The sequence below is a fragment of the Croceicoccus sp. Ery5 genome (assembly GCF_020985325.1).
Lineage (GTDB): Bacteria > Pseudomonadota > Alphaproteobacteria > Sphingomonadales > Sphingomonadaceae > Croceicoccus.
In genome coordinates, this window is the sequence record NZ_CP087587.1 from 915,722 (window position 1) to 929,243 (window position 13,522).

General features: G+C 62.5%; 9 protein-coding genes. 4 read left to right on the top strand and 5 right to left on the bottom strand.

What is annotated here, in order from left to right; genetic code table 11:
• Nucleotides 1-8: 8 nt before the first annotated feature.
• The 5 genes from LOZ74_RS04375 to LOZ74_RS04395 all read right to left on the bottom strand — a co-directional run bounded on the left by LOZ74_RS04375 (nt 9) and on the right by LOZ74_RS04395 (nt 8,337).
• Nucleotides 9-3,380, bottom strand: coding sequence for a PAS domain-containing hybrid sensor histidine kinase/response regulator (locus LOZ74_RS04375; RefSeq protein ID WP_230293058.1), 3,372 nt, complete (start codon nt 3,378-3,380; stop codon nt 9-11).
• Nucleotides 3,381-3,512: 132 nt separating this feature from the next.
• Nucleotides 3,513-5,288: a sodium:solute symporter family protein gene (locus LOZ74_RS04380; protein WP_230293059.1), complete on the bottom strand. Its 1,776-nt coding sequence runs from the start codon at nt 5,286-5,288 to the stop codon at nt 3,513-3,515.
• A gap of 13 nt (nt 5,289-5,301) precedes the next feature.
• Nucleotides 5,302-5,586 (bottom strand): DUF4212 domain-containing protein, encoded by a 285-nt coding sequence (locus LOZ74_RS04385; protein WP_230293060.1) that lies wholly within the window; start codon nt 5,584-5,586, stop codon nt 5,302-5,304.
• A gap of 154 nt (nt 5,587-5,740) precedes the next feature.
• Complete coding sequence (locus tag LOZ74_RS04390; protein WP_230293061.1) at nt 5,741-6,433, bottom strand: exonuclease domain-containing protein; 693 nt, start codon at nt 6,431-6,433, stop codon at nt 5,741-5,743.
• Entirely contained in the window at nt 6,430-8,337 is a 1,908-nt protein-coding gene (locus tag LOZ74_RS04395; RefSeq protein ID WP_230293062.1) for a putative nucleotidyltransferase substrate binding domain-containing protein, read from the bottom strand. Before LOZ74_RS04395 ends, LOZ74_RS04390 begins: the two co-directional genes overlap by 4 nt.
• Nucleotides 8,338-8,447: 110 nt before the next feature.
• On the opposite strand from LOZ74_RS04395, the gene LOZ74_RS04400 reads away from it, so the two are divergent.
• The 4 genes from LOZ74_RS04400 to LOZ74_RS04415 all read left to right on the top strand — a co-directional run bounded on the left by LOZ74_RS04400 (nt 8,448) and on the right by LOZ74_RS04415 (nt 13,515).
• The gene (locus tag LOZ74_RS04400; RefSeq protein WP_230293063.1) at nt 8,448-9,668 is read left to right on the top strand and encodes an APC family permease; all 1,221 of its coding nucleotides are present in this window, start codon (nt 8,448-8,450) and stop codon (nt 9,666-9,668) included.
• Between the two features lie 328 nt (nt 9,669-9,996).
• The gene (locus LOZ74_RS04405) at nt 9,997-10,260 is read left to right on the top strand and encodes a type II toxin-antitoxin system Y4mF family antitoxin (protein ID WP_370301330.1); all 264 of its coding nucleotides are present in this window, start codon (nt 9,997-9,999) and stop codon (nt 10,258-10,260) included.
• Nucleotides 10,257-11,528, top strand: coding sequence for a type II toxin-antitoxin system HipA family toxin (locus tag LOZ74_RS04410; protein WP_230293064.1), 1,272 nt, complete (start codon nt 10,257-10,259; stop codon nt 11,526-11,528). The genes LOZ74_RS04405 and LOZ74_RS04410 overlap by 4 nt, the downstream gene beginning before the upstream one ends.
• 139 nt (nt 11,529-11,667) lie before the next feature.
• Nucleotides 11,668-13,515, top strand: coding sequence for a DUF262 domain-containing protein (locus LOZ74_RS04415; RefSeq protein ID WP_230293065.1), 1,848 nt, complete (start codon nt 11,668-11,670; stop codon nt 13,513-13,515).
• Nucleotides 13,516-13,522: the final 7 nt, after the last annotated feature.

Here is a 13,522-nt window from a genome sequence, read left to right on the forward strand (position 1 = left end):
GCGTGGGTTCAATGCGGTAACAGCATTCCCATCAGCGCCCGCAATGCAGGCGGAGAGGGGGGCTTGATCATGCGTTCCGCCCCGATCGATCCCGCCGCCGCCTTGGTCGCCGCGCTATCCTCTGCGGTCAGTAGCACGGTCGGCACCGGACCGCCCCAACGCGCATAAAGCAGCCGCGCGGCATCGTCGCCGGTCAGCCCGTCATCGAGATGGTAATCCATCACCAACAGATCGGGCGGCGCGCTTTGCGCCACTTGCGAGGGATGCGATGCCGTCGACACGGCATAGCCCCAGCGCATCAGCAGGCTTTCCAGCGCGGCGAGGGATGCCGGATCATTGTCGAGGCACAGTACATGGCCGCCGCTTTCGGTGCGCGGCGCTTCGCGCATGGGAACCGGCGCCGGTCTGGCGGGTCCGGCGGGCACCACGGGCAGCAGGAACGAAAAGCAGCTTCCCCGCCCCGGCGCGGATTGCAGGCGAATTTCGGTCCCCAGCATCAGCGAGATACGCTGCACAATGGCGAGGCCAAGGCCCAGACCGCCATCATCGCCGCCGTCACCAGCGCTTCTGCCCATGCGATTGAGCCGCGTGAATTCCTCGAAAATGGCGCTCTGGTCTTCGGGGGCGATGCCCATGCCCTGATCGATCACCATGATTTCCGCCATCGGCCCGCGCCTTTTCGCGCCGATCAATATGCGCCCGCTGGTCGAATAGCGCACCGCATTGGTCACAAGGTTCTGAAGGATCGAGATAAACAAGCCGCGATCGGTTTCGAGCCACAGGCCGCTGCGCACGGTGACCAGCGCCAGACCCTTGTTCTCCGCCTGAATCTCGAACTCGTTGGCGATATCGGCAAAGGCAAGGTCGAGCGCGAAGCGTTCGGGATCGACCGCCGCCTTGCCGCCATCGAGCCGCGAGATATCGAGCAATGCGCGCAGCAGGCGGTCCGCCGTTTCGATCGACCGGTCGATCTGGCCCAGCAGCGCGCGCTCGTTGCGGCGGTCGGGCGCGATATCGTCGGCAAGCGCGCTGGCGAAAAGCCGTGCGGCATTCATCGGTTGCACCAGATCGTGGCTGGCCGCGGCCAGAAAGCGCGTTTTCGACCGCGTTGCACTGGCCAGCGCTTCGTTGGCTTCGGTCAATTGAAGCGTGCGTTCGCGGATCTTGGCCTCCAGCGCCTGTTCGGCCATGCGGTCGGCGGTAATGTCGGTATAGCTCGTTACATAGCCGCCATCGGGCGCGGGATTGCCCAGAATGCGCAGGATGCGGCCATCGCCAAGCTCGCGTTCGGTATTGTGCCGGCTGCCGCTGCCCAGATGATGCAGTCGGCGTTCGATGGCGGGTTCGATCGCATCTTCCGCCACGCCCAGATTGCGCATGTTGAACCGCAACAGATCGGCAATCGGGCGGCCTACCTCGACCAGTTCGGACGGATAGCCGAACATGTCGACATAGCGGCGGTTCCACGCGACCAGCCTTTGCTCCTTGTCGACGACCGAGATGCCCTGATCGATGTTCTCGATCGCGATCTGCAGCAGCTCCGCGCCGAATTGCAGGCGTTGAGAGGTTTCGTCGAACATGGCGACGACCTGCTCGATCGAAACCGGATCGCCTTCCAGCGTGGACTGGACCAGCGCGCGTGCCGACGAACTGCCGATAATCGCGCTGATCATGCGCTCGCTGGTGTCGACAAGCGCATCGTCGGGCGCGTCGGCATCGCCATAGGCATGGCCCGTGGTCAGTCGCAAGGCATTGATCGTCTGGCGCGCGCGTTCGGCCCCGACGAACTGTTCCAGCAACAGGCGGAAATCCGCGACGCGCGTGCGCGTCGACAGGCGGGGATAGCCAAGGTCGGGCTGGCCGCGGTCGATAAAGGCCACGGCCTGCACGCGGTCGATCAATGCCGGTTCCCAGCCCAGCGAGAACAGCACGAACAGGGCGACATTGACCGCAAGGCTGAGCAGGATGCCCGCCACCAGCGGATCGTCGCCGGGCAGCGGCGGGACCAGCGCGATGCCCGATACCGGCAGCGCCAGATAGAGCAGCCACAGCGCAAATCCCCCGCACAGACCCGCGATCATCCCCGCGCGATTGGCCTTGCGCCAGAACAGGCCGAACAGCAGGCCCGGCGACAATTGCGCCGCGCCCGCAAAGGCAATCTCGCCCAGACCGGCCAGCGTCGCCTCGCGGTCGATGGCCGACAGGTAGAGAAGGGCGAACACGAACAGGCAGGCGATGGTGGCGCGGCGGGCGTTGACCAGCGCCAGCCCCAGCGCCTCTGCCGCGCCCCTTTGGCGCATCTGGTCGCGGAACATCAGCGGGACGACCAGATCGTTGGTGATCATGTTCGACAGCGCGATTCCCGTCACGATCACCATGCCGGTCGCCGCCGATAGCCCGCCGATAAAGGCAAAGATTGCCAGCCAGTTCGCATCGAAGGCCAGCGGCAGCGCGATCAGCAGCATATCGGGCGCGGCTTCCGCAGGGGCCAACATTCCGCCTGCCAGCATCACCGGCACGATGGCAGCGCATACCAGCGCCAGATAGGCCGGGAACAGCCACCGCGCGGCGCCGCGCATGCGATCCTCGCGCGCTTCGACGACCAGCATGTGAAACTGGCGCGGCAGGCACAGCACCGCCATGGCCGACACGAATGTCATGACCGCGAAATGCAGGTCGAATTGCGCGGGGGAATAGCTTTGCGCGGCATGGGCGGCGATGGCACCGGCTGGAATATCGTGCAGCAGCACGGCGGCGAATATGGCGACAGCGATCAGCGCGGCGAATTTCACCACGGCTTCCAGCGCGATGGCCAGCACCAGCCCGCGGTTATGGCCGGTCAGTTCGGGCCTGCCGGTGCCGAACAGCACCGCGAACAGCGCCAGCACGGCGGCGACGGCCAGCACCACCTGATCGGGGCCCAGCACGGCCGCCAGTTCGGGCGAAAGCGCGCCCAGCGTCTGGCTGACCGATTTCAGCTGCAGCGCCATATAGGGCAGCGCGCCGAACAGGGCGAGCAGGGTGACGATGGCGGCAACCCACGCGCTCTTGCCATAGCGGGCGGAGAGGAAGTCGGCGATGGAGGTCGAATGCTGCGCCTTGCCCGTGTGCAGGATGCGTTCGACGAAACGGCCCAGCACGGTGAACATGATGATCGGACCAAGATAGATCGGCAGGAATTGCCACCCCCTGTCGGTCGCGGTTCCGACCGCGCCGTAAAAGGTCCAGCTGGTGCAATAGACGCAAAGCGCAAGGCCGAAGATGACCCGCTTGTGCCGTTCGGCGAAGCGGGCGATCTGCGGACGGTCGCCCGCGTCGGCCACCCAGAACAGCAGTGCTGCATAGGCGATCGCGACCAGGGGAATGATCCAGATCGACATCGGGGCGGCGGCATCCTTTCGGCTTTGCGGTTTGCCGTGATAGCGCAAAAACGAAAGGGGGCGACAATTTCCTGCCGCCCCCTTCCGGTCATTCAGTTCCGGTGCGTAATGTCCGGATTTGCGCGTTGGGGCCTAGTGCGCATGGGCCCCGGCGGCGCCGCGCGGCACGCGGATGGAATCGACCAGTCGGGCGATTTCCACCGGCGGCTTGGCAGTCATCTTCATCACCGCGATGGCAACGGCAAAGTTGATCAGCATGCCGATCACGCCAATGCCTTCGGGCGAGATGCCGAAGAGCCAGTTTTCGGCCACATTGGCATCCGGATTCCACAGCTTGAAATAGGCGATGTAGATGAAGGTGAAGGCAAGGCCGCTCACCATACCTGCGATCGCGCCTTCCTTGTTCATGGCCTTGGTAAAGATGCCCATGAAGATCGCGGGGAACAGCGATGCCGCTGCAAGGCCGAACGCAAAGGCAACGACCTGTGCCACCCAGCCCGGAGGATAGATGCCCAGCACGCCGGCCACCACGATCGCCGCCGTTGCCGCCAGACGTGCCGCCAAAAGCTCACCCTTTTCCGAGATTTCCGGCTTGAAGGTGGATTTCAGCAGATCGTGGCTGACTGCGGTAGAGATCACGAGCAGCAGGCCCGCCGCCGTCGACAGCGCCGCGGCCAGACCGCCCGCCGCCACAAGCGCGATCACCCAGCCCGGAAGATTGGCGATTTCCGGATTGGCCAGCACCATGATGTCCTTGTCGACATAGACCTCGTTCGCGTTGTCGGTCAGGACTTCGTTGTTCAGCAGGCGCTGCCCGCTGGTGCCGGTGCCTTCGGCGAATTCGGGCGCGCCCTTGAACGGGTCGCCCTTGGCCACTTCCATCACGCCGTCGTCGTTCTTGTCGACCCAGGCGATCAGATTGTTCTTCTCCCAGTTGGTGAACCAGCCCGGCGCTTCGGCATAGGCGGTGTTGTTCACCGTGTCGTTGAAGTTCAGGCGCGCAAAGGCCGCGACCGCGGGGGCCGTGGTGTAAAGCAGCGCAATGAACACCAGTGCCCAACCGGCCGACTTGCGCGCGTCGGACGCCTTGGGGACGGTGAAGAAGCGGACGATCACGTGGGGCAGGCCGGCCGTGCCGATCATCAGCGCGGCGGTGATGCAGAACACATCGATCATCGACTTGCTGCCGTCGGTATAGGGGCCGAAACCCATGGCCTGAAGCGAGCTGTCGAGCTTTTCGAGGACATACATCCCCGACCCGTCATTGACGGTCGAGCCGAGGCCAAGCTGCGGAATGGGATTGCCCGTGATCAGCATCGAGATGAAGAAGGCAGGCACCATATAGGCGAAGATCAGCACGCAATATTGCGCGACCTGCGTATAGGTAATGCCCTTCATGCCGCCCAGCACCGCATAGAAGAACACGATGCACATGCCGATGATCACGCCCAGTTCGACCGACACGTCGAGGAACCGGCTGAACACGATGCCCACGCCGCGCATCTGCCCGGCGATATAGGTGAACGAGATGAAGATCAGGCAGATCACCGCCACCGTGCGCGCGACTTTGGAATAGTAACGCGTGCCGATGAAATCGGGCACGGTGAACTGGCCGAACTTGCGCAGATAGGGCGCCAGCAACAAGGCCAGAACCACATATCCGCCGGTCCAGCCCATCAGATAGACCGAACCGTCATAGCCCATGAAGGCGATAAGACCCGCCATCGAGATAAAGCTTGCCGCGCTCATCCAGTCGGCAGCGGTGGCCATGCCGTTGACTACGGGGTGAACCCCGCCGCCGGCGACATAGAATTCCTTGGTCGAACCGGCGCGCGACCAGATGGCGATGCCGATATACAGCGCGAAGCTGACGGCGACGAAGATATAGATCAGTGTCTGTGTGGACATGTCCGCCTCCCGCTCAATCGTGAAGGTCGTAGCGCTGTTCGATCTTCTTCATCTTCCAGGCGTAGTAAAACACCAGCACGATGAAGACATAGATCGAACCTTGCTGCGCGAACCAGAAGCCCAGCGGAAACCCGCCCAGCATGAACTGGTCCAGAAAATCGCGAAGCAATATGCCGAACCCGAACGAGACGACGAACCAGATCGCCATCAGGGTCAGCAGCAGACGTATATTCTCTTTCCAATAGGCGCCTTCGTGGCCGTTACCGGCTACGGCGTCCTCGGGACTTTCGTCGGACATATCGTCCTCCCCCTCTTATCTTTCGTTGTGGGAACCACACCGGTTTCAGGCGCGATCTGACAGGAAGGGTTAAGGAACGGGGACCTCTTTTACAGAGCGACTTTGGTCTAATGCCCGGAGCGGCGGCGGCGACAGCAGGGACACGCGCCTGTTCCTACCGCCGCAGCAGATCGGCCAATGTCAGGTTTTCGGCACCGTGGTGCGCGATTTGCGCCATCAGCAATTCGGCGCAGGCCAGCGCATCGGTCAGCCCGTCATGCGCGCGATAGGCAGGCAGCCGATAGCCCGCCCGCAGCTTGCCGAGGCGCAGCCCGTCGGCAGCGCGGGTGCGCGGAAACCAGCGGTTTTCCAGTTGCATGGTGCAGATGAAGGGCGCGACAAAGGGCGCGCCATAGACGCGCTGGCACGCGGCATTCAGAAACCCCGCCTCGATCTCGGCAAAGTGGGCGACCAGCACCTTTCCCGCCAGCGCGGGCAGCAGATAGGCCAGCGCATCCTCTTCGGGCAGGGCATGGGCCAGCGCGTCGTCGGTGATGCGGTGAACGACGACGCTGCTGGCCTGCAACGCCTGCGCGGGGCGGAACCGGATGCGACGCGACCCCGATGCCGCGATCGATCCGATGCGGGCGGGAACGATGCCTGCCTCCAGTATCGCGCTGGACGCGAAATCCAGCCCGTCGGTTTCGAGGTCGATGGCGATCATGTCCAGCGCATGCGCATCCGTGTCGAATTCAGGCAACGGGGCGGCATAGAACGCGCGCAGCGGACCGGCGGGCGCCATTGCGGCGGCCTGATCGAACCGGCGGCGGAAACGCCCCTCGCGGCCCGGCCAGAAGGGCAGGATCACGTGATGCCCCCTGCAAACCGGCTGCGCGTCCGGTCCAGCTGGTCGCGGATCAGTTTGAACGCATCGCGCAGATGTTCGCGGTCGAAACGCGACAATTGCGCAGGGGGCAGCTTGTTCGACGGCGCTTCGCCCCGCGCCACCTGTTCGGCCTGATGGCGCAGGCGCACATCGCGCACGAATTCAAATGCAGCGGCCAGATCGCGGGAGGGATCGGCGTCCATGCTGCCTGCATCAACCGCCGCGCGCAGCCGTTCCAGCGTGTTGGTCGCCGTGATGTCATTGGCCAGCGCATGGACCCGCGCGATATCGACGATGGGGGCGATGGCCTGTGTCTTCAGATCCAGCACCTGCCCCTCGTTCGCGTCGTCCTGCAGCAGGAAGTTGCGGAAGAAACCCAGCGGCACGCGCGTGCTGGCGGCGGCGCGGGCGATAAAGGACAGGAATATGCGATTGGCGCCGGCGGCGGCGAACACATGCGCGCGCAGCCGTTCGACCAGCGCGGCATCGCCCGCAAGGCAGCGCATGTCGAAAAAGATCGTGCTTTGCAGGATGGCATCGGGGTCGGGCGCATTCATCCAGCCATCGAAATGGGCCTGCCATTCGGTAACGCTGCGGCGATAGGCCGGATTGGTCGCCATGATGTCGCCGGGGCAATACCGGTATCCCGCACCGTCCAGCCCGTCGGCAAGGCGGCGGGCGAGTTCGATGAAATAGGGATCGCTGCCCGCCGATCCGTCACCGTCGCCGAACACGAACCCGTTGTCCTGATCCGATCCCAACGCCTGTTCCGCGCGTGCCAGCGATCCGAAACAGACCAGCGCATAGGGGGCAGGCGGTGGGCCAAGCTCTTCCTCGGCCAGTGCCAGAATGCGCCGGTGCGCACTCTCGCCGATGGTAGAGACATAGCGCGACAAGTGATCGGCATCGACGCCCGCCGCCACCAGCCCGCCGAGCGCATCGGGCAATTGTGCGGCGGCGCGCGCCACTTCCCTCGCATCGGCGGCGGCGGCGATCTCCTTGGCGATCAGCAGGCTGTTCGATCCCAGTCGTGCAAGAATGTCATTCGAAGAAATCACCGCCACCAGCGCGCCGGTGGCGTCCGTCACGAGCAGGTGATGGATCTGGCGTTCGGCCATCATCACCAGCGCGGTCAGCACGGGCGTATCCTCGACCGCGGTGACGGGATCGCGGGTCATGATATCGGCCAGCGGGCGCGCGGGATCGAGCGCGGGGGCCAGCACGCGGCGGCGCAAATCCTTGTCGGTGACGATGCCCTGCAACTGCCCGCCACCGGTGACGGGCAGGGTGGATACGTCGCGATCGGCCATCAGCCGCGCGGCATCGGCAATCGACATATCGGGCGTGGCGGTCACAACCTCTCGCCTGCGATGCAGCGAGGATACGGGGCCATGCACGCCCAGCACCTCTGCCGCGGGATCGCCCGATTGCACCTGGCGGCGCATCGCTTCCAGCGCGCGTCGCAACCGGCCCGATTCGTCCGTATCGAAAAAGGCGCGGAAATCGGCATTGGCCTCTCGCAGCGACAGAAAGGCGGGGCGGGCGATGCGGTAAAGCAGCGTATCCTCGATCGCCAGAACCTCGTTCTGCGCAGGGCCGCCGCGGATGAGAGAGGGATAGCCGAAGCATTCGCCTTCCCCCAGACGCGCGTGAAGGTCGGTGCCGCCCAGCCGCAATTCGACCGCGCCCGAGCGCACCACCGACAGGAACCGGTTGTCGTCGCCCGCCCGCGTCACCGTGCTGCCGCGCCGGTGATAGCTGATTTCGCACCCCTGCATCAGCGCGGCCAGCGCATCGCCGCCAAGCCGCGCGAAAGGCGGATGGCTGGCAAGAAAACCGCGCAATTCGTCGGGTTCGGCCGGTGCGTTGGGTCGCGTCTGTGTCATGGCAATCGGGCACGCTATGCCTGTCGGGCCTTCCGGTCCATCGGCGAAAGGTCGTATTGGTGGTGGGCGGGTGACGCATGCGCACCGGCAACAAGGGGAATGCGGACGGTATGGCCAATCGCGAAACTGCATTGAAACCGGCACTGTCGCGCGGGATGCTGGCCGTTTACGGCATCGGCACGATCCTTGGCGCGGGCATTTACGTCGTGGTCGGCAAGGTCGCGGGCGAGGCGGGGGCGCTGGCGCCGCTGGCCTTTCTGGCGGCGGCTGTCGCGGCGGGATTCACCGGCCTGTCCTATGCCGAGCTGAGCGCGCGCATCCCCGAAAGCGGCGGTTCTGCGGCCTATATCGCGCGCGGTTTCAACCGGCGCTGGCTGACCGGCATCACCGGCTGGGCGCTGATCCTGACGGGGCTGGTATCGGCCGCGACGATTACCACGGGATTTGCCGGATATCTGTCCGTCTTCGTGGCCTTGCCCGACGCGCTGGTGGTGCCGCTGGTCGCGGGCGTGCTGACCGCGGTGGCCGCGATGGGGGTGAAGCAGGCGGCATGGTTCATGGCGTTGACCACGGCGCTGGAAATCGGCGGCCTGCTGCTGGTGATCGGGTTTCTGGGCGGCGAACTTGCGCATTTCCCAGCCGCTTTCGGTGCCGCGCTGAACCATGCCCCGGCTTTACCGCTGGCAGGCAGCGTGATGGCAGGCGCGGTGCTGTCATTCTATGCCTTTATCGGGTTCGAGGATCTGGCGACCTTGGCAGAGGAAGCGCGCGACCCGAAGCGTGCGATCCCTTTTGCCATCGTCGTTTCGCTGGCAGGGGCGCTGGTGCTGTATCTGCTGGTCTCGGCCATCGCGGTATCGGCCGTTCCGCCCGAAACCCTGCGCGACAGCGGCGCACCGCTCAGCGATATTCTGGCGGCGCATGACGGCCCGGCCGATCTGCTGGCGCTGATCGGGCTGGTGACGATCCTGAACGGCGCGCTGGCGCAGATCGTGATGGCATCGCGCGTCATCTACGACCTTGGCGTGCGCCGCGGGGCGGCTCCGTCGTGGCTTGCGCGCATACATCCGCGCACAGCGACGCCGGTTCTGGCGACAATCCTTAGCGGGGCGGTCGTCGCCCTGCTGGCACTGGCCTTTCCCACCGAACAGCTTGCGGCGGGCACCAGCCTGTTGATGTTGCTGATCTTTACCGCCGCCTGCGCCGCGCTGCTGGTGATCAAGGCCCGCGGCGAACCCGCGCCCCAAGGCGTGCGATGCTTTCCCGCGATCGTACCGGCCATGGGAATCGTGACCAGCCTTGCACTGATCTTCACCCGCGTCTTCGCATGAGGAAGCGGAGCATGCCGGCAATGGTCGGAAAATGGCGGAGACGGAGGTGGCAAGTGGGCTGATGCAACGGCTTGTTGTTTAACGGAAATGGGAAGCGTTTCGAGGGCAATTTACCACAATTGTTCCCCGACTTCGCTGAATTGCGATTTGAGCCTCCGTTTTTGGGTAACTTTTGGCTGAGTATCACAAAATTTTGGAGACGTAGAATATGTCCCGCACGGGAAAGCGCGGCCTCCATAGCCGCTCTTCGAGCACCAAATATCCCTTTCGGGAAAATTATCTTGAAATTGATACACTGTCCGCATAGATTTCCCGTTCGGGAAAGGTGATGCTCATGCTCAATGTTGCCACTATTGGCCAAATCATTCGCGATGAACGCAAGGAGCTTGGTCTGCGACAGGACGAGTTGGCTGCTGCAAGCGGCGTCGGCTTGCGCTTCCTCGTTGAACTGGAGCGAGGGAAGGTAACCGTCCAGATGGGCAAAGTGCTCGATGTTCTCGCCGCACTTGGTTGTGAATTGCAAATCAAGCGGCCTGACGGGATCGTGATAGCGGGTCGAGCGGTCGCGCCCAAGAAGGATGAGGCGGAGTGACGCTGCCAATTCTGGATACGCTTATGGTCTGGTGGGACAAGCGCAAGGCAGGCGAACTCTGGATCGACAAAGGTGGCGCGATGCATTTCGCATATACGCCTGAATGGCTGGCTGATGAAACTGCCCCGGCGCTTTCCCATGCGATGCCTAAGAAGCAAGAGTCGTTTAAGGACCATGCGTGCAAGGCCGTTTTTGGTGGGCTGCTTCCCGAAGAAAGCCAGCGCACCGCTATCGCTCGGGCACTTGGAGTTTCGCCCGACAATCCTTTTCGCCTGCTTGAGGCCTTGGGCGGAGATGTTGCCGGTGCTCTAGCCTTCCTGCCCAAACACGAAGAACCGCTCCAGGACTGCTCCGAGACCACTCCAGAACCACTCCAAGAGGGCGAGCTAGCGAAACTGCTCGATCGGTTGCCAGCTGTGCCCATGCTGGCAGGCGAGGGCGGCGCGAGGCTCAGCCTTGCAGGCGCACAGAGCAAACTGCCAGTGCTGGTCACTGCGGACGGTGGCATTGCGATCCCTCGCCTTGGAGAACCATCCACGCACCTGATCAAGCCTGAACCGGATCGCTTTGCCGGATTAGCTGCGAATGAGGCCTTCTGCCTCGCACTGGCGCGCGCGGCGGGCATTGATGCTGCCACTGCAGAGTGGCGCGAGGTGGCTGGGAAGCCGTTGCTGCTGGTCGAACGCTATGACCGGATGTCGGTCGAGGGAAAAACGAAACGCTTGCATCAGGAAGACTTCGCTCAGGCACTAAGCGTCCCCTCAAACCGCAAATACGCGGCGGAGGGCGGGCCGACTTTCCGCGATAGCTTCGCGCTGTTGCGCAGCGCTGCGACGCGGCCAGCGCGCGAAGTGCTGAAGCTCGCCGACGCGGCGATCTTCAATCTCATCATCGGCAACGCCGATGCCCACGCTAAGAACTACAGTCTGCTGCGCCGGGAAAACGGCGAGGTGGTGCTTGCCCCGCTCTACGATCTTGTCGCCACGCATATGTGGAAGGAGCTCTCCCCCAAGCTCGCAATGAGATTTGGTAACGCGGCGACCCTCGAAGAATTTGACAGCAAATGCGTGGCGAGGTTCGCGGACGAAGCAGGGCTAGGTGCTCCGTACATTCGCCGCAGGGTGAGTGACCTTGCTGACGCAGTGACGGAGGAAATTGAGAAGGGCGTTCAGGTGCCCGGCAATCCGCCTGAGGATGCTGTCGCGCCAATTGCCGAAGCATTATCGACCCGCGCCAGCGCTGCTGCACTGAAGCTTTTGGAAGCGTGAGTGTGAGAATTGATGGAGCCAAACCAACCGTTGATCATCACAATGGGCAAAATCGAGGGCAAATTATGCCAATTACATTCTTGCTAAATACTTCTTTATCAATTCAAACAACCGCTAATCAGATCGCAAGGGGGCAATCTTGACGACGTCATTTCAGACTAACCCGTATAAGCTCAGCGACCTCATGCGCGAATGCCATGAAGGCAAACTTCAGCTACCAGATTTTCAGCGTGGTTGGGTTTGGGACCAGGATCGCATCACAGACCTCTTGGCTTCGATTTCTGAGGGCTTCCCAGTGGGTGCGCTCATGACCTTGGATGCAACTGGCGAGGTGTCGTTTGCGGTTCGTCCCGTTGAGGGCGCGCCCTCTCCCTCCAAGGACATCGAGGCTTACCTGCTTGATGGCCAACAGCGTATGACCTCGCTCTACCAGTCGACCTACACAACCGTTCCAGTCTCAACCCAGACTGTGAAGAAGCGACCGATCAAGCTGCATTTCTACTTCGATATTCGCGCAGCGCTCGATCCCGATGTCCCGCGCAGTGAAGCCATCGTGCCTGTTCCCGAAGATCGGATCATTCGGGAGAATTTTGGCCGGGATATCAAGCTCGACCTTTCCACCGAGGAGAACGAGTTCGAACACCTGCATTTTCCGATCGACCGTATGTTCGGCGCTCAGGATTGGCAAACGAACGCGATTGATTGGATTTACAAGGAGCTGGACCAGCGGAGTGAACACTTGAAGCTGATCAATGCCTTCATGCAAGGCGTGGTTAGAAACTTCGACCAGTATCAAGTGCCCGTGATCAAGCTGGGCAAAGACACGAGCAGAGCGGCGGTCTGCCTCGTATTTGAGAAGGTGAATACCGGCGGAAAACCGCTCGATGCATTCGAGCTCGTGACAGCCATGTATGCGGCAGAGGAATTCCATCTCCGCGACGACTGGAAAGAACGCCGCAAGCGATTGGTTTTGACCCAGCCGGTCCTAGACAAGATTGAGCCCGTCGAGTTTCTCCAGGCAATCTCCTTGCTTCATACTAAGGAAGTGCGCGAGGCAGCCATCGCAGCAGGCAAAGAGCCGCCTGCCATCAGCGCCACGCGCAATAGTCTGCTCCAAGTGCCACTTTCGGCTTATCAGAAGTTCGCGCCCAAGGTCGAAGCTGGCTACATTGCAGCGGCCAAGTTTCTTCATTCGCTGAAGATCTTCAAGGCGCGTGATCTTCCCTATCAGACCCAGCTTGTCCCCCTTGCTGCCATCCTGGCGGAGCTTGGGAACACTTGGGAAAACGACGCAGTCCGGCAGAAGCTTGCTCGCTGGTACTGGTCGGGCGTTTTCGGTGAACTGTATGGTTCGGCGGTGGAAAGCCGGTTCGCGCTAGACATTCGCGACTTCAAGCCCTGGCTGTCCGGTGGTGCCGAGCCTCAGACTGTTCAGCGAGCCAGCTTCGAGGAGCGCAGGTTGCGGACCCTTCGCTCAAGGCTTTCCGCAGCCTATAAAGGTGTTCATGCGCTGCTGATGAAATGCGGGGCGGAAGACTTCAAATCGGGCCAGCCCTATGACCAGGCGGTGTTCTTCGACGAGAATGTCGATATCCATCACATCTTCCCGCAAACGTGGTGCAAGAGTGTCGGGATTGGGCCGGAGATCTACAACAGCATCGTCAACAAGACGCCGATTGCGTCTGGCACCAACAGGATGCTCGGCGGTGTTGCCCCTTCCTCCTATCTGGGCAGGTTGACCAAGGGTAATGACAACAATCCGGCGATTGCCCCCGATCGCCTGACCGCGATCCTCCAGAGCCACGAGATCGAGGAAAGCTATCTGCATGCCGACGACTTCGAGGGGTTCATGGATGATCGGCGCCAGAGGCTGTTGACCATCATCGAAAACGCGATGGGCAAGGAGGCTTTGAAAGAGGCCGAGGTTCCATCCGACCATGACGAAGAGGATTACTACGCGGAAGAAGAGCTAGAGGCTGCGGAGTAACCACTAC

Coding starts and splice junctions, on each gene's coding strand:
- LOZ74_RS04405 (WP_370301330.1), top strand. CDS start 9,997: ATGCTCATGCTCAATGTTGCCACTATTGGCCAAATCATTCGCGATGAA.
- LOZ74_RS04385 (WP_230293060.1), bottom strand. CDS start 5,586: ATGTCCGACGAAAGTCCCGAGGACGCCGTAGCCGGTAACGGCCACGAA.
- LOZ74_RS04395 (WP_230293062.1), bottom strand. CDS start 8,337: ATGACACAGACGCGACCCAACGCACCGGCCGAACCCGACGAATTGCGC.
- LOZ74_RS04400 (WP_230293063.1), top strand. CDS start 8,448: ATGGCCAATCGCGAAACTGCATTGAAACCGGCACTGTCGCGCGGGATG.
- LOZ74_RS04380 (WP_230293059.1), bottom strand. CDS start 5,288: ATGTCCACACAGACACTGATCTATATCTTCGTCGCCGTCAGCTTCGCG.
- LOZ74_RS04375 (WP_230293058.1), bottom strand. CDS start 3,380: ATGTCGATCTGGATCATTCCCCTGGTCGCGATCGCCTATGCAGCACTG.